13 protein-coding genes are annotated in these 17,840 nt (G+C 68.4%); 3 read left to right on the top strand and 10 right to left on the bottom strand.

Annotation, left to right across the window (positions count from 1 at the left end; all coding sequences use genetic code 11):
• Positions 1-38: 38 nt before the first annotated feature.
• Both KGR00_RS04085 and KGR00_RS04080 read right to left on the bottom strand, forming a co-directional pair.
• On the bottom strand, positions 39-917 hold the full coding sequence (locus tag KGR00_RS04085; RefSeq protein WP_224417565.1) for an alpha/beta hydrolase-fold protein: 879 nt from the start codon (positions 915-917) through the stop codon (positions 39-41).
• 240 nt (positions 918-1,157) lie between these two features.
• Complete coding sequence (locus KGR00_RS04080) at positions 1,158-3,317, bottom strand: TonB-dependent siderophore receptor (RefSeq protein ID WP_224417566.1); 2,160 nt, start codon at positions 3,315-3,317, stop codon at positions 1,158-1,160.
• Positions 3,318-3,510: 193 nt separating this feature from the next.
• On the opposite strand from KGR00_RS04080, the gene KGR00_RS04075 reads away from it, so the two are divergent.
• Positions 3,511-4,533, top strand: coding sequence for an AraC family transcriptional regulator (locus KGR00_RS04075; RefSeq protein ID WP_224417567.1), 1,023 nt, complete (start codon positions 3,511-3,513; stop codon positions 4,531-4,533).
• Here the strand turns inward: KGR00_RS04075 and KGR00_RS04070 are convergent.
• The 6 genes from KGR00_RS04070 to pgi all read right to left on the bottom strand — a co-directional run bounded on the left by KGR00_RS04070 (position 4,520) and on the right by pgi (position 14,293).
• Positions 4,520-6,232: an HD domain-containing phosphohydrolase gene (locus KGR00_RS04070; RefSeq protein ID WP_224417568.1), complete on the bottom strand. Its 1,713-nt coding sequence runs from the start codon at positions 6,230-6,232 to the stop codon at positions 4,520-4,522. The two genes, KGR00_RS04075 and KGR00_RS04070, sit on opposite strands and share 14 nt — an antisense overlap.
• Before the next feature lie 88 nt (positions 6,233-6,320).
• On the bottom strand, positions 6,321-7,526 hold the full coding sequence (gene serB, locus KGR00_RS04065) for a phosphoserine phosphatase SerB (protein WP_129141128.1): 1,206 nt from the start codon (positions 7,524-7,526) through the stop codon (positions 6,321-6,323).
• Between the two features lie 49 nt (positions 7,527-7,575).
• Complete coding sequence (parC, locus tag KGR00_RS04060; RefSeq protein WP_224417569.1) at positions 7,576-9,837, bottom strand: DNA topoisomerase IV subunit A; 2,262 nt, start codon at positions 9,835-9,837, stop codon at positions 7,576-7,578.
• A 192-nt stretch (positions 9,838-10,029) separates the two neighbouring features.
• Positions 10,030-11,910, bottom strand: a complete 1,881-nt coding sequence (gene parE, locus KGR00_RS04055; protein ID WP_224417570.1) for a DNA topoisomerase IV subunit B — start codon at positions 11,908-11,910, stop codon at positions 10,030-10,032.
• Between the two features lie 33 nt (positions 11,911-11,943).
• Positions 11,944-12,591 (bottom strand): YqiA/YcfP family alpha/beta fold hydrolase, encoded by a 648-nt coding sequence (locus KGR00_RS04050; protein WP_224417571.1) that lies wholly within the window; start codon positions 12,589-12,591, stop codon positions 11,944-11,946.
• A 28-nt stretch (positions 12,592-12,619) separates the two neighbouring features.
• Positions 12,620-14,293 (bottom strand): glucose-6-phosphate isomerase, encoded by a 1,674-nt coding sequence (gene pgi, locus KGR00_RS04045; RefSeq protein ID WP_224417572.1) that lies wholly within the window; start codon positions 14,291-14,293, stop codon positions 12,620-12,622.
• A gap of 219 nt (positions 14,294-14,512) precedes the next feature.
• On the opposite strand from pgi, the gene cmoA reads away from it, so the two are divergent.
• Both cmoA and cmoB read left to right on the top strand, forming a co-directional pair.
• Positions 14,513-15,277, top strand: coding sequence for a carboxy-S-adenosyl-L-methionine synthase CmoA (cmoA, locus tag KGR00_RS04040; RefSeq protein WP_129138304.1), 765 nt, complete (start codon positions 14,513-14,515; stop codon positions 15,275-15,277).
• Entirely contained in the window at positions 15,274-16,269 is a 996-nt protein-coding gene (gene cmoB / locus KGR00_RS04035; protein ID WP_129138305.1) for a tRNA 5-methoxyuridine(34)/uridine 5-oxyacetic acid(34) synthase CmoB, read from the top strand. The genes cmoA and cmoB overlap by 4 nt, the downstream gene beginning before the upstream one ends.
• A gap of 16 nt (positions 16,270-16,285) precedes the next feature.
• On the opposite strand, the gene KGR00_RS04030 is transcribed toward cmoB, so the two are convergent.
• Together KGR00_RS04030 and KGR00_RS04025 are read right to left on the bottom strand one after the other, a co-directional pair.
• A complete protein-coding gene (locus KGR00_RS04030; RefSeq protein ID WP_129138306.1) occupies positions 16,286-16,720 on the bottom strand; it encodes a globin in 435 nt (144 codons plus the stop codon).
• 90 nt (positions 16,721-16,810) lie between these two features.
• Positions 16,811-17,761, bottom strand: coding sequence for a ChuX/HutX family heme-like substrate-binding protein (locus KGR00_RS04025; protein WP_224417573.1), 951 nt, complete (start codon positions 17,759-17,761; stop codon positions 16,811-16,813).
• Between the last annotated feature and the right edge of the window lie 79 nt (positions 17,762-17,840).

Below are 17,840 nucleotides of genomic sequence, written 5' to 3'. Positions count from 1 at the left end.
CTCGGCCGGTGAAGGCATCCTTGCCTCACCAGTGTGGCTCATTGGCGCCCGCCTCGGCGAGCCGATCGATGGGCAGGATCGTCGACGCCGTCGGCGGCCATCACGAAGCGCAGCGTGCGCGGGATGGCGACCATCAGCACCGAGGCGTGATCCTCTTCGGGGAAGTTCCGGAACGCCACCCGTTGCTCCCCCAGCAGTGTTTCCAGGTCCCGCGCCAACGTCTGCGCCCGCTCGACCATGCGACGCTCGCGGCGGCGCTGCAGGGTCCTCGAGTGCCCGGGCTCGCGGCGCTCACCGGGCGCCCCCTCGCCCTCCCATTCGCCGACGGCCATGAAGACGCGCGCCGCGTGCCCCGCCATCCCCGGCATCCGCGCGCGCAGGCCGGCCTCGTCCCACCAGATCGAGGGGCTGATCGCGGCATAGGTCCGGAATGCCTCGGGCCGGGCCATCAGCGCATGCAGCGTGAAGTAACCGGCCAGCGAGTGACCGAACAGCATCCGTCGCGAGCCGTTCAATGCCCATGCCTCGTGTAGCTCGGGTATCAGTTCGTCGACGAGGAAGGCCAAAAACGCCTCGCCCCCACCGACGGTGCGCGATGCCGGCGCCAGCGCCGATGGGCCGAAGGTGTAGTCGCGGTAGCGGCGTTCGGGCACGTAGAGCGCGCGCCCTGCATGGGCGATGCCCACCACGGCGGCGGTCTCGATGCCCGTCGCCTGCGGTCGGTAGCTGCCACGCCGTAGCGCCTCGACGAAGGTCGCGAACAGCGCATTGGCGTCGAGGACATAGATCACCGGCCAGCCCCCTGCCGGCGGTTCGCCGGGAGGCACCCACAGGCTGACCCGGTAGCGGATGCCGTTGGCAGCCGCGCGCCGTTCCCATACCTGCGTATTGGCAAGCGTCACCGGCGGGTGGCTCATCGCATTCCCTCCCTGGCGTCCAGTACATCATCGATGGCGATCTGCAACTCGCCCTGAAGCCCCTGCGCGACGCGAGCCCTGGCTCCGTAGACTCGCGCCAGCAGCGAGCCCGCGCACAGCCGGCTGGCGTGAAGAGGCAGCCAGGCCACAAGGACCGGCAGAAATTGCCGCTGGTCTGGCTCGACCCGGCCCTCGGCGAGATGCCCGAGTGGCCGGGAAACGGGCGGTGCCAGCGAAGGTTCAGAAGTCGTAGCGCAGCGAGGCGACGACGTTGGCTGGCGCGCCGACCATGTTGAAGGTGTTCACGCCCCCCACGCGGTTGTAGTACTCGCGATCGAGGAGGTTGTTGACATTCAACTGGCCGCTGACATGCGACGTGAAGTCGTAGCCGAGCATGGCATCGACGACGGCATAGCCCGGCGCCTCGACACCGTTGCTGGAGCTGAAGTCGCTCATCGCGGTCACCCCGCCACCGACGTGCAAGCCGTCCAGCGCGCCGCCCACGAAGCCGTACTGGGTCCAGAGGTTGACGATGTGGTTCGGCATCAGCAGAAAGACGCCGTCGTCACGCGCCGTGGAAGCCGTCTGAACCTCGGTGTCGAGATAGGTGTAGCCGGCGATGAGGTCCCACTGCTCGGTCAGGCTACCGGTGACCTCGAACTCGGCCCCCTGAATGCGCATCTTGCCCGTAGCCACCGAGTAACTGGCACCGGGGTCGTCGGGCGACGCGGCGCGGTTCTCGTCGTAGAGCCGGAAGGCACTGAGTCGGCCATTGAGATCACCGCCGAAATAACTGCCCTTGATGCCCACTTCGTACTGCTCGCCTTCGCGCGGCTCGAGCAGGTCGCCATCGGCATCATGGCCGGTCTGCGGCTTGAAGACCTGCGAATAGCTGGCGTACAGGGAGTGGCGGGCATCGAGGTCATAGACCAGCCCGGCGTAGGGCGTGAACGCGTCGTCGCTGCGATCCTGACGGTCGTCGGCTGCCCTGTCCGCATAGTCGAGGTCATAGTGGCTCACCCGCCCCCCGGCAATCAGGGCCAGCGATTGCCAGGGACGCAGCGTCAACTTGGAATAGACGCCGGTCTCCTCGAGCGTGGTTTCATCATGGCTATAGCCCCGGCCGCTGGCCCGCGCGCTGGCCAGGACATCGACATGGGCGAGATCGTTGAGCCCGTCGAGGGTCACCGGGCCGGCGGTCAAGCCGCGCGAGCGGCCCGACTCGATCTCCGTCTCGTAACGCTTGTAGTCGCTGCCGACGACGAACTCGCTGACGTTGCCGAAGGCCGAGAACGGCTGGCTGTAGCTGGCGTCCAGGGACAGCGCCTGCTGGTCCACGCGACTGCCGATGCCGGCCACCGACAGGGCGCCGGCGTCGTTCAGGGCACTGCCGCCGAAGGCATAGTTGTAGGTCGCGTTGCGGTCCGAGTAGCGCGCCGCGAGCCGGCCGTAACCGCCATTGGCGAAACGGTGCGTCAGCTCGGCGATCCAGTCGTTGGACTGACTCTCGAAGTCGTTCCAGTCGGCTCCGTAGAAGGCCGAACGGCGGCCGTACAGCAGGTCACCGTCGCTATCCACCGGCTGGCCGTTGTTGACGACGATGTCCTTGGTGTTGCGGAAGAAGCCCAGGCCCAGGGTGGTCGCCGCGTCGAGATCGATATCCAGTGCCGCATAGATGTCGTTCTGGTCGTCGTCGTTGCGATCGACGAACTGCGGGTGCTCGGCATGGTCGACGACCAGTCGGCCGCGAATGCGCCCCTCGGCATCGACCGGCCCCGACAGATCGGTCTGCAGGTGGCGCTGGCCGATACTGCCGACACCGCCGGTGACGTGGCCCTGGAACTCGCGGGTGGGACGCTTGCGCACCAGATTGACGATGCCGCCCATCTCGCTGGTGCTGTTGAACAGCCCCGACGGGCCACGCATGACCTCCACCCGGTCGAAGGGGGCCAGCGACGGTACCGAGCCGTTGATGCTGGTCATCGGCGCGGGCAGACCGTCGATGTTGGACTCGTCGTACTCGTAACCGCGGGCATAGATCGACGAGCGGCCGTTGTCGTTGCTGAGCACACGCATGCCCGGCGTGCGACGTCCCAGTTCGTCGAGGGTGGTGAAATTCTGATCCTCGATGGCGTCTCGGGTAATGACACTGACGGACTGCGGGATGTCACGCAGCGAAGCCGGCGTCTTGGTGCCCACGGTGGCGGCATCGACGGTGTATCCGCCGGTCACCTCGGAGGGCAGCATCTGGTAGAGACGGTTGCCCTCGACCGTGATGGTATCCAGCCTCGCCGAGGCATCGCCGTCCTCGGCCAGCGCCGCCTGGCTTGCCGCCAGAACGGTGACCAGCCCCCCGGCGGCGGTCACCGCCCGATACGTCCTGCGCGTGTGTGTCGACATGGTTCGGTTCCCCTGCTGTGTCGTTTCTGTCGCTCTGCCTTGCCCAGCAGCGACAATGAGAATCCATTGCAACTGAGATGAAGACACAGCATTATTCCACCCCACCGCATCACTCGCCTTTGCGCAGACAGCGGATCACTTTGCAAAGACGGCGATTCGCCGGACTGACTCGAATCGAAAGGAACGTTTCACGATGACGGGGGTGGGAAGGACACGAGCCGATCGGGGCTCGGAAGAACGCGGGATCGGCGCCCGGGAATTGCGCCGGCTCTCGACGTCACTGGTCAGGCGACAGGTCGTCGAGGCACCCGGCTGGGACAGCCACTCCCCCCTGCTCCGGGGGGCCATGCGGTTCGCCGACCTCCAGCCGGGCCTGCGCCTGCGCCTGGCCGATGTCGAGGACCGTTACGACATGGTCACCCGTGCCGAACTGCCTGCGGGGGTCAAGATCGCCCTGGTCATCGACGGCGAGGCCCGCGTGAGCTATGGCGGTCAGACGCTGGCCCTGGGGCCCTCGGCGCCGAGCACCGGCGCCCTGGTCAGCCTGCCCGAAGCCACCCCTTTCGTCCGCCAGGGGCGTGCCGGCGGCCACGAACGCACCCTGATCCTCAGCCTTGCGCCGGACTGGCTGTCACGCCACGGCTACCCGTTGGCGACGGACCGGCGGGTACGGGTGACCCGCTGGTCGCCGTCACCGGGATTGCAGCGGCTCGCCACACGGCTGTTCGACGCACGACTGACTGTCGCGCCGGACCCGGCCCACCACCTGCAGTTGAGCGGCTTCGCCCTGGCCATGGCCGGCGAGGCGTTCACCACGCTGAGCGAGCAAGCGGAGAAAGCGGAACACGGGGGTTGCATTGCCGGAGAGGAGCGCCGCCCGCCGGACCGACGCCTGCAGCGCCTGATGGCGCTGGTCGACAGCGGCGAGGTCCATCGGCTGAGCCAGGAGGACGTGGCACGACATGTGGGCATGAGCCTGAGCAGTCTGCAGCGGCGCTTCCGGGCCTGTTACGGCGAATCGCTGGGGCGCTTCCTGCGCCGACGACGCCTCGAAACGGGCCTGGCGGCGCTGCGCAACGAGGGCGTCAGCGTCGAGGCCGCGGCCATCCTGGCCGGCTACAGCAGCGCCGCCAACTTCGCCACGGCCTTCAAGCGCGAATTCGGCGCCCGGCCCGGCGACCTGCGCCGGAAACCGACGGCGGTCAGCTCGGCGTGAGCGCCTCGCTGGATGGGTCGAGTAGCTGCTCGATGCGTCCCAACTGGTCGATATCGCGCCCCTGGGCCCACCGGTCGATACGCTTGTCGAGGCTGTACTGGTTGCGCACCACATGCAAAAGCGCCGGCTGGCCCCGCTCGTCGAGACGGTGGACCCAGGCCACGGCGCCACTGGAATAGGCCAGCAGGCTGCCGATCGGCTGCACGCCGAAATGACGGATGACGCGTTGCACCCACTGGCCGTCGTAGGCGGCGCCGTGCGTCAACAGGTGGCGATAGGTCGCCTCGATGGTCCAGGCGGCCCGGTCGGGCCGCGCACGGGTCATGGCGTCCATGGCATCGATCACCGCCGCGGCGCGGGACAGCGTCGCCAGCTCGTCGCCGCGCTTGCCCTGCGGATAGCCACTGCCGTCGAGGCGTTCGTTGATGTCGCCGACCACGCTCTTGAGGACATCCGGCGCCAGCCAGCGACACTCGCGCAGGCGTTCGCGGATCAGCTCGACATGGCTCGCCATGCGGCGATGCTGATCGGCGTCGAACGCCGGGCTCGCCAGCAGCTCGTCGGGCAGCAGCACCTTGCCCAGATCGTGCACCAATCCGGCGGCGAGAACCGCCTTGAGCAGCTCACGGGGCGCCTCGCGGCGGCTCACCAGGTCGGCCAGACGCACGGCCACGGCGATGCAGTGCTGCACCACCACCGGCTCGTGGTGGAGGCAGGTCGTGGCGAACAGCAGCGCTTCACGATCCTGCTCGAGCAGGCCCAGCAGGAAATCGCTGGACCGCGACAGCAGTGCGCTGTCGATGGATCGCCCCTGCTTGAGCAGCAGCACCTGGGCGTTGAGGAAATCGGCCACCTTGACCAGGCGGCGCGCCATGGGCGTCGCATAGCGGGGCCGCGAGGCGCGCTCGGTCGGGGCAGCCGGCGCATCCGCCTGGGCCTGGAAGAGTGGCGACGGCGCCAGACTCTTGCCGTCGTTGACATCCCGCGCGCCCTCGCGCTCGATCTCCTTGACCAGGTACCACACCAGGCGCTCGAGACGCGGCGTGGCCTCGTCGAAGGCGAAACCCACCAGCGCCCGCTGCCACTGGTCGTCGGCCTTGACGTGACGCACCTCGCCCCGCGACGCCAGGCGCTGGCCGCTGGGGAAGATCGCCTCGACCCGGTTGAGCAACTGGCCCTGGGCGAGGTGCACCGCCTCCGCCATGGGCATCTGCAGCAGACAACCGCCGAGCGAGAGATTGACCAGTTCGCCGTGCACGGTGCGCTGCCCGCTGGCGAGATCGATGTCCATCTCCACCGGCACGTGCATGCCCGCCTTGAGTTCGGCGCGGAAGGCATGCCGGCGATGCCAGGCATCGAGCTGCTCGGGATAGGGGCACTGGAAACGCAAGCGTCCGGGCACTCCCTCCACGGGGGTGGCCGTCATCGCCGGCGTCGCGACCATGGCGCCCTGCGCCCGACCGCTGATCCGGAAGGCCCGCCCGGCGGCGAGGCCGCCGGCTATCTCGGGTGTCGCGGTGACGTCGAGCACCAGACAATCGTCTTCCCGGATCTCGACCAGCAACACCGAGTGCGGCGCCGAGGCCTGCTCCTCGAAAGCCAGCGATACCTCGCCCGGCTGGCTCAGGGCATCGAGCAGTTCGGCGATCTCGCGAGGGTGATCGACGACCTGCGTCGGCGTATCGGTCAATGTCTCCATGGTGGCGCGTTTCCCCGGGTCCCACGTGGCGACGGTCGCTTCCCTGTGACGGTCGTCCGCAATTTATCGTAATGACGAAAGGAGGCTGTCAGGCCTCCAGATCGCTCTGTCGGTAGCCGATCAGGTACAGCACGGCGTCCAGCCCCAGCGTCGAGATCGACTGGCGCGCGCGCTGACGCACCAGCGGCTTGGCGCGAAAGGCGATACCCAGCCCGGCGGTCGCCAGCATCTTGAGATCGTTGGCGCCATCGCCCACGGCAATGGTCTGCTCGAGACGCAACCCCTCGCGTTCGGCGATCTCGGCGAGCAGCGCCGCCTTGCGATCGGCGTCGACGATCGGCTCGCGCACCTCGCCGGTGACCCGACCGTTCTCGATCACCAGCTCGTTGGCATGGATCTCGTCGAAGCCCAGGCGTTCCTGAAGATGGCGGGCGAAATAGGTGAAGCCGCCGGACAGGATCGCGGTGCGATAGCCCAGCCGCTTCAGGTGCCCCATGAGTCGTTCGAGCCCGTCCATCAGCGGCAGGGTCTCGGCGATCTCGGCCAGCACCGCTTCGTCGAGCCCCTCGAGCTTGGCCATGCGCTCGCGAAAGCTCTGCTGGAAGTCCAGCTCGCCGCGCATGGCACGTTCGGTGACCGCGGCGACCTCATCGTAGACGCCGTGGCGGCGCGCCAGCTCGTCGATCACCTCGGCCTGGATCAGTGTCGAATCCATGTCGAAGCAGATCAGCCGGCGATGACGCCGCCAGATCGAATCTTCCTGAATGGCGATGTCGACGCCGTGCATCGCGCCCAGCGCCAGCGCCCGTTCGCGCAGGGCCTCGAGATCGACCTCTTCGCCGCGCAGCCAGCACTCCACGCAGGCGCCGTGCGCCGGGGCCTCGCCGTCCAGAGGCTCACGCCCCGACAGGCGGTGGATCAGCTCGACGGTCAGGCCGTGCTCGGCGGTCAGCGAACCGACCTCGGCGAGGATCCCCGCCGGCAGGCGCGGCGCCAGCAGCGTCAGGATCAGCCGCGGTCGGCCGGCCGCGAGGCTCCAGCGCTGGTACTCCTCGGCGCCCACCTGGATTGCCTGAATGTCGAGCCCCAGGGTATCGCCGGCCTCGGCCAGCAACGCCTCGTACTCGGCCTCGTGGTCGAGCGCCACCAGCGCTTCCAGCGACACGATGCCGAAGGTCACGCTCTGGTTGATGTCCAGCAGCCGGGCGCCGCAGCGGGCCATCGCCCGGCCCAGGCCGGCGAGCTGGCCGGGATGCGCGCTGCCGGTGGCGCGGATCAGAATGCGTTGTGTCATAGTGCCTCTCGAATGAAGAAGGCGGCGCGGCGCGCCATCTTACCGCTTCTCATCTTCCCTCTTCCGTCTCGAGCCGATCGACCTTCTGGAAGCCCCGCGGCAGCTTGCTGCCGCGACGACCGCGCTCGCCGCCATAATACGCCAGATCATCGGCCTTGAGGGTCAGTTTGCGCTTGCCGGCGTGCACCACCAGCGCGTCGCTCTCGCCCAGCAGCACCAGGTCGCGGACGAACTCCTCGCGGTTGGCCGCGCGGGCGCCGGGGATGTCGAGCATCTTGTTGCCCTTGCCCTTGGCCATCGCGGGCAGCCGCTCGAGGTCGAACACCAGCAGCCGCCCTTCGTTGGAGACCACCGCGACGCGTACCGCCTCGATCGCCTCGGGCAGACGCCGCGGCGCCAGGACATTGCAGCCCTTGGGCACGCTGAGCACCGCCTTGCCGGCCTTGTTCTTGCCGATCAGGTCGTCGAGCCGCGCCACGAACCCGTAGCCGCCGTCCGAGGCGAGCAGGTAGCGCGTCTCGGGCGGCGCCAGCATCAGCCCGGTCATGTGGGCGCCCGCGGCGGGGTTGATGCGTCCGGTGATCGGCTCGCCCTGGCTGCGCGCGCTGGGCAGGTTGTGCGCCGCCAGGGTGTAGGCGCGCCCGCTGTCGTCGAGCAGCACCAGCGGCTGGTTGGTCTTGCCCCGCGCCGCCAGGTGAAAACGATCGCCGGCCTTGAACGCGAGCCCGGCGGGATCGATCTCGTGGCCCTTGGCGGCGCGGATCCAGCCCTTCTCGGAGAGCACCACCGTGACCGGATCGGCGCCCATCAGCTCGACCTCGGAAAGCGCGCGGGCCTCCTCGCGCTCGACCAGCGGCGAACGGCGCGGATCGCCGTATTCGCGCTCGGCGTCGCGCAGCTCCTTCTCGATCAGGTCGGTGAGCGCGGCGTCGTTGCCGAGCAGTTCCTTGAGGCGCTCACGCTCGGCCTGCAGTTCGTCCTGCTCGCCGCGAATCTTCATCTCCTCGAGGCGGGCCAGGTGACGCAGGCGCAGCTCGAGGATCGCCTCGGCCTGGCGGTCGGAGAGGCCGAAGGCGCTGATCAGCGCCGGCTTGGGCTCGTCCTCCTCGCGGATGATGCGAATCACCTCGTCGATGTTGAGGTAGGCGGCGAGCAGGCCCTCGAGGATATGCAGGCGATCCTCGACCTTGCCCAGCCGGTGCTCGAGCCGCCGGCGCACCGTGGCGCGCCGATAGCGCAGCCACTCGCCGAGCATCTCGGCCAGCGACAGCACCCGCGGGCGGCCGTCGAGACCGATGACGTTGAGATTGACGCGGACGTTCTTCTCGAGGTCGGTGGTGGCGAACAGGTGCGCCATCAGCGACTCGATGTCGACGCGGTTGGAACGCGGCTCGATCACCAGCCGCGTGGGCGTCTCGTGGGTCGACTCGTCGCGCAGATCGCTGACCATGGGCAGCTTCTTCTTCTGCATCTGGTCGGCGATCTGCTCGAGCACCTTGGCCCCGCTGACCTGATAGGGCAACGCGGTGATCACCACATTGCCCTCTTCCAGACTGTAGCGGGCGCGCAGCTTCACCGAACCGCGACCGCTCTCGTAGAGCTTGGCGAGATCGGCCCGCGGGGAAATGATCTCCGCCTCGGTGGGAAAGTCCGGCGCCGGCACGTGGGCGACGAGATCGCCCACCGTGGCCTCGGGATGACGCAGCAGATGACAGGTCGCCTCGACCACCTCGTGGACGTTGTGCGGCGGAATGTCGGTGGCCATGCCCACCGCGATGCCGGTGGCGCCGTTGAGCAGCACGTGCGGCAATCGCGCCGGCAGCACCGCCGGCTCGTTCATGGTGCCATCGAAGTTGGGCATCCAGTCGACGGTGCCCTGGCCGAGCTCGCCGAGCAGCACCTCGGAGAACTTCGACAGCCGCGCCTCGGTGTAGCGCATCGCCGCGAACGACTTGGGATCGTCGGGGCTGCCCCAGTTGCCCTGGCCGTCGACCAGCGGATAGCGATAGCTGAACGGCTGGGCCATCAGCACCATCGCCTCGTAACAGGCGCTGTCGCCGTGCGGGTGGAACTTGCCCAGCACGTCGCCGACGGTGCGCGCCGACTTCTTGTACTTGGCGTTGGCGGTCAGCGACAGCTCGCGCATGGCGTAGATGATGCGCCGCTGGACCGGCTTCATGCCGTCGCCGACGTGCGGCAACGCCCGATCGAGAATCACGTACATCGAATAGTCGAGGTACGCCTTCTCGGTGTATTCCTTCAGGGAAAGGCGTTCGACGTCGCCTTCCTCCACATGGATATCCATGGTCATGGGTGCGGGGCCCTGTCTGCCTGCATGGAAAAAATCGTCAGAAGAGCGAAGAGCGGCGCTGCGCGCCTGAGTGAAGCGCGGCTACGCCGCTATAAGAAGGAAGTACGGCGCTACGCGCCTTGAAGAGGGAAGAGGAACCACTATCCTGGCTTGCCTCTTCCCTCTTCCCTCTTCCTTATTCTCTCTTCCCTCTTACACCTCGATATCGGCCAGATTGCCGTAATCCTCCAGCCACCCCTTGCGATCGCCGGCACGCTTCTTGGCCAGCAGCATGTCGAGCATCTCGCTGGTGCCGTCGCCGTCGGCGCGGGTCAGTTGCACCAGCCGCCGGGTATCGGCGGCCATGGTGGTCTCGCGCAGCTGCAGCGGGCTCATCTCGCCGAGGCCCTTGAAGCGCTGCACGTTCGGCGTGCCGCGCTTGCCCTCCAGGCGCTTGAGGATCGCCGCCTTCTCGCTCTCGTCGAGGGCGTAGTGCACCTCCTTGCCGAGATCGATGCGGTAGAGCGGCGGCATCGCCACATAGACGTGCCCCGCATCGACCAGCGCCGGGAAATGGCGCACGAACAGCGCGCACAGCAGGGTGGCGATGTGCAGGCCGTCGGAGTCGGCGTCGGCGAGGATGCAGATCTTGTGGTAACGCAGCTTGGTCAGGTCGCCGCTGCCCGGATCGGCGCCGATGGCCACGGCGATGTCGTGGACCTCCTGGGAGTTGTAGATGTCGTGGGAATCCACCTCCCAGGTGTTGAGGATCTTGCCGCGCAGCGGCAGGATCGCCTGGGTCTCCCGGTGCCGGGCCTGCTTGGCGCTGCCGCCGGCACTGTCGCCCTCGACCAGGAACAGCTCGCTGGTCGCCGGGTCCTGTCCCGAGCAGTCGGCCAGCTTGCCGGGCAGCGCCGGACCGGCGGTGACCTTCTTGCGGGCGACCTTCTTGGCGCTCTTCTGGCGGCGCTGGGCGGCGCTGATCACCAGTTCGGCGAGCGCCTCGGCCTGGTCGACGTGGTGGTTGAGCCACAGCGAGAAGGCGTCCTTGACCACCCCGGAGACGAAACCGGCGACGGTGCGCGACGACAACCGCTCCTTGGTCTGACCGGCGAACTGCGGGTCGAGCATCTTCACCGAGAGCACGAAGGAGACCCGCTCCCAGAGGTCGTCCGGGGTCAGCTTGACGCCGCGCGGCAGCAGGCTGCGGTAGTCGCAGAACTCGCGCAACGCCTCGAGCAGCCCCGAGCGCAGGCCATTGACGTGGGTGCCGCCGAGCGGCGTGGGAATCAGGTTGACGTAGGACTCCATCAGCGGCTCGCCGCCCTCCGGCAGCCACTGGATCGCCCAGTCGACGCCCTGTTCGTCGTCGGCGAAGTGCCCCACGAAGGGCGAATCCGGCAACACCTCGAAGCCGTCGTTGGTCTGCGCCAGGTAGTCGCGCAGGCCGTCCTCGTACTGCCATTCGCTCTGGGTGCCGTCGGCTTCGCTCAACACCACCTTGAGCCCCGGGCAGAGTACCGCCTTGGCGCGCAACAGGTGCTTGAGCCGCGGCAGCGACAGCCTGGGTGAGTCGAAATAGGCGAGTTCGGGCCAGAAGCGCACCACCGTGCCGGTGGCGCGCTTGGCGCAACTGCCGATCACGCTGAGCTCCTCGACCTTCTCGCCCTTGGCGAAGGCGATGGCATGCCGGTTGCCGTCGCGGCAGACCTCGACCTCGAGCCGCTCGGAGAGCGCATTGACCACCGAGACGCCGACGCCGTGCAGCCCGCCCGAGAAGCGGTAGCTGGACTGCGAGAACTTGCCCCCGGCGTGGAGCTTGGTGAGGATCAGCTCGACCCCCGACAGGCCGTGCTCGGGATGGATGTCGATGGGCATGCCGCGGCCGTCGTCGCTGACCTCGATGCCGCCGTCGTCGAGCAGCCGGACGCGGATCTCCCCGGCGTAGCCGGCCAGCGCCTCGTCGACGCTGTTGTCGATGACCTCCTGCGCCAGGTGGTTGGGCCGCGTGGTGTCGGTGTACATGCCGGGGCGCTTGCGCACCGGCTCGAGGCCCGAGAGGACCTCGATCGAAGAGGCACTGTATTGCGTCATGCGTTATCCGGAGAAATGGCTGATAGTCGTCGCTCAGGGCCCGGCGGCACCCTCCTGCGCCAGTCCGGCGAAGGTGAGCCCGCCGTGAGCCAGCACCGCCGGCAGATACGTCGCCAGCTGGCTGAAGCCGTGATCGCCGCCCGGCTCGATCAGCGTGCGACACCCCCGGTAGGCGCGGAAGGCGTCGCGGCAATCGAGCGTCTCGTCGGCGGTGCCCAGCAGCAGCAGATAGCGTGCCGGCGTGAGCCGTTCGGGCACCAGCGCCGTCAGGGCATCGCGGTGCTCGGCCTCGATGGTGAAACGCTCGCCGCTGTACGGGTTGACGAAATCCTGGCCCAGCCAGGCGTCGACCAGCCGTGCCGGCGCCACCGCCGGGTTGATCAGCACCGCTGGCAGGTCGTGCCGTTCGGCCAGCACGCTGGCCCAGAATCCGCCCAGCGAACTGCCCACCAGCAGGGGGGCGTCGCCCAGCTCGGCGAGGGCGTCCTCGGCACTCGCCAGCGCCGCCCCGGGCCGGTGCGAGAGCTGCGGCGTCCGGCACGGCAGGGGCGCGTCGCCGGGGCCGATCCGCCGGCAGGCGGCACGCATCAGCCGTGCCTTGGGCGAGTCGCTACCGCTGTTGAAGCCGTGCAGGTACAGCACGCCACTGGCCGGCTCGCTGCGCAGGCCGTCACTCAGCATACCGCAAAACCTGGATGAATAAACAGCATCAAGTCCGTTCCTCGGCCTGCCAGACCGCCTCGATCAGGCCCCGGCTGGAGCCATCCAGCGCTTCGAGCCCTTCGTGGGAGGCGAGAATGCCCTCGGTCTGGGTGGCGATCTTCTTGCCCAGCTCGACCCCCCACTGGTCGAAGGGATTGATGTCCCAGATGGTCGCCTGGACGAACACCTTGTGCTCGTAGAGCGCAACCAGCGAACCCAGGGTGCGCGGTGTCAGGCGGTCGAGCAACACGGTGGTCGAGGGCTGGTTGCCGCGATAGCGCTTGTGGCTGGGACGCGGGCCGTCGTCATCGATCGCTTCGTCGCCGAGCATCAGCACCCGCGACTGGGCGAAGCAGTTGGCCAGGGTCAGGCGATGCTGGTTCTTGAGATGCTGACGGGTCGCCTCGTCCTCGACCCGGTCGTAGCGGCGCATGGGCGCGATGAAGTCGCACTCCACCGCCTGGGTGCCCTGGTGCAGCAACTGGTAGAAGGCGTGCTGGGCGTTGGGTCCGAGCTGGCCCCAGAGCACCGGGCAAGTCGAATAGCGGGTGAGTTCGCCACTGTTGGTCACCGACTTGCCGTTGGACTCCATCTCCAGCTGTTCGAGATAGCTGGCGAAGAACTCCAGACGACCGTCGTAGGGCAGGATCGAGTGGGCGCGGATGTCGAGGAAGTTGTTGTTCCAGATTCCCGCCAGGGCAAGCAGCACCGGCAGGTTGTCGGCGAGCTCGGCGCTGGCGAAGTGGCGATCCATCGCGTGGGCGCCGGCGAGCAGCTCGTGGAAGTTGTCCATGCCCACGGCCAGGGCGATCGGCAGACCGATGGCGCCCCACAACGAATAGCGGCCGCCGACCCACTCCCAGAATTCCAGCTGGTTGTTCTCGGCGATGCCCCATTCGCTCATCTTCTCGGGACTCGCCGAGACGCCGATGAAGTGCTGGCGCATCACCAGGTCGCGATCGCCGTCGCCGTTGACCAGGTGACTCAGCAGCCAGTCGCGGGCGGTGCGCGCGTTGGACAGCGTGTCGATGGTGGTGAACGACTTCGACGACAGCACGAACAGCGTCGTCTCCGGGTTGAAGCGGGTCAGGTAGTCGGCGAGCTGCGAGCCATCCATGGTCGAGGCGAAATGCACCTCGACGGGATGGATGTCGCGCGGGCGGTAGTCGGCCAGCGCGTGGGAGACCATCAGCGGCCCCAGGTCCGAGCCACCGACGCCGAGGTTGACCACGTCGGTGACCGCCTTGCCGGTGGCGCCGCGCCATTGCCCGGCGTGGCACTGCTCGACGATCCTCGCCATCCTGGCCAGGGTGGCATGCACCGCCGGCACCACGTCCTCGCCGTCGACCTCGAGGCGGGCGTCGGCCGGCAGACGCAGCGCGGTGTGCAGCGCCGGGCGATCCTCGCTGAGGTTGACGCGCTCGCCGGCGAGCAGGCGGCCGATCGCCTCGGGCACCCCGGCGGCCCGCGCCAGGTCGAGCAGCTTGTCGAGGGTCTCGCCGCGCCAGCGCTGCTTGGACAGGTCGAGCATCAGCCCGACCGCGCGCCGGCTGAAGTCCGGGTAGCGCCGCTCGGACTCGCGAAACAGCTCCGTGAGATGCACGTCGCGCATCACCCCGGCATGCTCGCGAAGCGCCAGCCAGGCCGGGTGCTGATCGATCGTCGTGGCGGTAGTGGTCATCGGTTCCTCCTTGAACGGTACAATGGCGAACTCACGGCCGTGCCGCGCCAGGGTCCCATGGGGCGGGTGCATGCCGGGCGGGCGATGCGTACACTACGCGCTGTCCGAAAACGGCCGGGTGGCTCGCGGTCTTGGCGAGCGCTCGCCCCCTCGACGCGGCGGCCACGCCCTGCCCTGCTGCCGTGACGTTCGTCATTCCTACATCAGCAACGAATGCCCATGAGTGATGCATCTTACCGTGACGCGATCTTTACGACACCCCTCGACCGGGTCGCGTCCTTCTCCTTCGACGAGCAGGTGGTGGCCTGCTTTCCCGACATGGTGCGCCGCTCGATCCCCGGTTACGGCCAGATCCTGGGCATGCTGGGCGTGATCGCCGAGCGCCACCTGCGCCACGGTGGCCACGTCTACGACCTGGGCTGTTCGCTGGGCGCGGTGGGTCTGGCGCTGGCCGGCCGTCTGCCGCCGGACGCTTTCACGCTGACCGGCGTCGACCTGTCGCCGGCCATGGTCGGGCGCGCCCGCGAGATCGTCGCCGCGGAGTGCCCCGATCACCGCATCGAGATCGTCGAAGGCGACATCCGCCATGTCGACTACCGGCCGGCGAGCCTGATCGTGCTCAACTTCACGCTGCAGTTCCTCGACCCCGGCGAACGCGACGGCCTGCTCGAACGGCTGTACGCCACCCTGGAACCGGGCGGCGTGCTGATCCTCTCGGAGAAGATCGTCGCCGCCGACGAGGCCGAGAACGCCTGGCTGGTGGAACGCTACCACGACTTCAAGCGCGCCAACGGTTACAGCGAGCTGGAGATCAGCCAGAAACGCAACGCCCTGGAGAACGTGCTGCGCCCCGACACCCTGGAAACCCACCACGCCCGCCTCGCCGGGGCCGGTTTCGAGCGCGTCACCACCTGGTTCCAGTATCTCAACTTCGCGGCGATGATCGCCTTCAAGCCGCGTCGTACGGGAGGCACCGGCGCATGAGCGAACACGACCCCGCCCAGCGGGCGCTCTATCACGCCTTCGTCGAGCAGGGCCTGGATACCTGGCTGGCACGCCTGCCCGAGCAGCTGGCACGCGGCCTCGACCGCAAGCGCCACGGCGACCTGCCCGGCTGGGAGAAGGCGGTCGCCAAGCTGCCCCAACTGCCGGCGGCCCGCGACGTCGCCCTGGAGCGCGACACGGTCAGCGTCGATGTCACGCTCTCCGAGGCCGACCGGCGGCGCAGCCACAACCTGCTCAAGGCGCTGATGCCCTGGCGCAAGGGGCCCTACCGGCTGGCCGGCATCGCCATCGATACCGAGTGGCGCTCCGACTGGAAGTGGCAGCGCGTCGCACCGCACCTGTCGCCACTGGCCGGCCGGCGGATCCTCGACGTGGGCGGCGGCAACGGCTATCACGCCTGGCGCATGGCCGGTGCCGGCGCCGCCTTCGTGCTGGTGATCGACCCGTCGCCGCGCTTCTATTACCAGTTCCAGGCGGTCCGCCACTTCGTCGGCGATGCCGATGGCGGGCGCACGCACTTCCTGCCGGTGGGCATCGAGGACGTGCCACCGGGCCTGGCCGCCTTCGACACGGTGTTCTCGATGGGCGTGCTCTACCACCGGGCCTCGCCCTTCGATCATCTGTGGCAACTGCGCGACGCCCTGCGCCCGGGGGGCGAACTGGTCCTCGAGACGCTGGTGGTCGAGGGCGACGAGACCACGGTGCTGGTCCCCGGGGAGCGCTACGCGCGGATGCCCAACGTCTACTTCCTGCCCTCGTCCCGGGCGCTCGCCGGCTGGCTGTCGCGTTGCGGTTTCGAGGACGTACGGGTGGTCGACGAGGCCCCCACCACCCTCGACGAACAGCGCGCCACCGAGTGGATGACCTTCCAGTCGCTGAGCGACTTTCTCGATCCCGTGGATCGCTCGCGCACCGTCGAGGGCTACCCCGCGCCGCGCCGCGCGGTGCTGGTGGCCCGCAAGTCGCCATAGCGCGGCGACGCCGGCGTCACGCCCCGGGCGTCGTCGGCCCGCGCCCGTGATGGAACGTCATGAAGACGATGCCCGGCGCCATCACCAGGCGCCAGGCCAGTTCGACGTCGGCGTCGAAGCACGGGTCGAAGGCGCGCACGGTATCGATCAGGCTCTCCAGCCAGAGATCGTACAGCGCCGGGCGGATATCGAGATGCCGGCGGTCGTGGACCACCGCGATGCGTTCGAGGTAGTAATCGGTCTCGCTCGAGGCGAAGAAGCTCAGCAGCCGGTAGAAGGCCTTCTTGAGCATGGCCTGCTGACGCGCCATGTCGGTGTGACGGAACTTGGCCGCCACCTCGTCGGACGAGGCGATGAAGCGCCGGTAGAAGGCGTCGAAGAAATCCTGCCCGCCGGCGGAGTCCGACAGCACCCGTTGATAGCTGGCATCGAACAACTGCTCGACGTCCATGGCCGGCCCTCGCTGGAGGCATCGCCACAAGCGTAGCCGAGAACCCCCGCCGAGGGATTGAGCGAGATCATAACGCGGCCCCGGCTCCCCTTAACCCACGCTGGCGACCAGACGCCCCTGCCCATCGAAAGCCTCGAAGCCCGTTTCGAGACGGCCGTCCGCGCCCGGTCGCGTGACGCACCAGGCCTCGCTCAACGCCGTGGTGTCGATGGTCAGGCGCAATTGCCCGCCGCCGAGCACCAGCGACGGGTCGCCCCGGGCCGACCAGGGCGTCATCCAGCCGCTCTGGACATGGGTGCAGCCCTCGAGTTCCAGGGTGACACGACGCCGCAGCGGACGCTCGAGGACAGCGACGAAGGCATCGACGGACAGCCGTTCGGCGCCATGCCCCGCCAGCAGGCGATTGGCGGTGAGCCGACTCAAGCGATAGCGCCGCAGCAGACGCTCGGCATCCTCGCGCGAACCCAGCCCGCGCCACTCGGCCCGTAGCGTCTCGACGTCGGGCGGCGTCTCGGTCACGGCGTCGATCGTCTGCACGAAGGCCGGGGGCCGAGCGTCGGTCGCGGCCTCGAGTTGCCGCCAGCCCCGGTTATCGATGTCGGCGATCACCAGACGGTGCACCGAGCGCCCGGTGCGATCGAAGATCTGCAGGCTGTGCATCGCGCCCCCGCCATAGTCATCGTCGATCAGGCAGGCCCAGTACCAGTTGGGCAGGAACCAGCGCATCAGCAAGTCGGGGCGCCGGACCGGCGTGACCCGACGCTGCTCCGGCAGATAGCCGTTGTGCGCCAGCTGGACATCGTGGCTGACCAGTTCGGCGTGCTCGCCGTGCGTGACGGCACTGACCCGCCCCAGACGCGGCAACAGCATGACCAGGTCGCAGGGGGTCATGCGCAGGCCGCGCACGCCATGCCCCAGCCGCGCGGCCTGCAGGGCCCCCTCGCTGACACCGAGGCGAGCCGCCAGTCGACACGGAGACAGCGCCGGCGCCCGCAGGCGTGCCTCCTCGAAGGCGCAGCGCAGTGCGTGATTGGTATCCATGGTTGTCCACCCCGCCGAGCTGTGTGGATCGCATTGCTATGTGGATCGTGTTACCGACGTAGGATTATAAACGATAAGC

The organism is Modicisalibacter sp. MOD 31.J (assembly GCF_020147985.1).
GTDB lineage: Bacteria > Pseudomonadota > Gammaproteobacteria > Pseudomonadales > Halomonadaceae > Modicisalibacter > Modicisalibacter coralii.
Note: the sequence above shows the minus strand (reverse complement) of the source record. Positions and strands in the feature narration are given on the sequence as shown.

Excerpts from the sequence above, each read along its gene's own strand:
- KGR00_RS04030 (WP_129138306.1), bottom strand. The coding sequence starts at position 16,720 with ATGGACGTCGAGCAGTTGTTCGATGCCAGCTATCAACGGGTGCTGTCG.
- KGR00_RS04025 (WP_224417573.1), bottom strand. The coding sequence starts at position 17,761 with ATGGATACCAATCACGCACTGCGCTGCGCCTTCGAGGAGGCACGCCTG.
- cmoA (WP_129138304.1), top strand. The coding sequence starts at position 14,513 with ATGAGTGATGCATCTTACCGTGACGCGATCTTTACGACACCCCTCGAC.
- KGR00_RS04050 (WP_224417571.1), bottom strand. The coding sequence starts at position 12,591 with ATGCTGAGTGACGGCCTGCGCAGCGAGCCGGCCAGTGGCGTGCTGTAC.
- pgi (WP_224417572.1), bottom strand. The coding sequence starts at position 14,293 with ATGACCACTACCGCCACGACGATCGATCAGCACCCGGCCTGGCTGGCG.
- KGR00_RS04080 (WP_224417566.1), bottom strand. The coding sequence starts at position 3,317 with ATGTCGACACACACGCGCAGGACGTATCGGGCGGTGACCGCCGCCGGG.
- parC (WP_224417569.1), bottom strand. The coding sequence starts at position 9,837 with ATGACCATGGATATCCATGTGGAGGAAGGCGACGTCGAACGCCTTTCC.
- parE (WP_224417570.1), bottom strand. The coding sequence starts at position 11,910 with ATGACGCAATACAGTGCCTCTTCGATCGAGGTCCTCTCGGGCCTCGAG.
- cmoB (WP_129138305.1), top strand. The coding sequence starts at position 15,274 with ATGAGCGAACACGACCCCGCCCAGCGGGCGCTCTATCACGCCTTCGTC.
- KGR00_RS04075 (WP_224417567.1), top strand. The coding sequence starts at position 3,511 with ATGACGGGGGTGGGAAGGACACGAGCCGATCGGGGCTCGGAAGAACGC.
- serB (WP_129141128.1), bottom strand. The coding sequence starts at position 7,526 with ATGACACAACGCATTCTGATCCGCGCCACCGGCAGCGCGCATCCCGGC.
- KGR00_RS04070 (WP_224417568.1), bottom strand. The coding sequence starts at position 6,232 with ATGGAGACATTGACCGATACGCCGACGCAGGTCGTCGATCACCCTCGC.
- KGR00_RS04085 (WP_224417565.1), bottom strand. The coding sequence starts at position 917 with ATGAGCCACCCGCCGGTGACGCTTGCCAATACGCAGGTATGGGAACGG.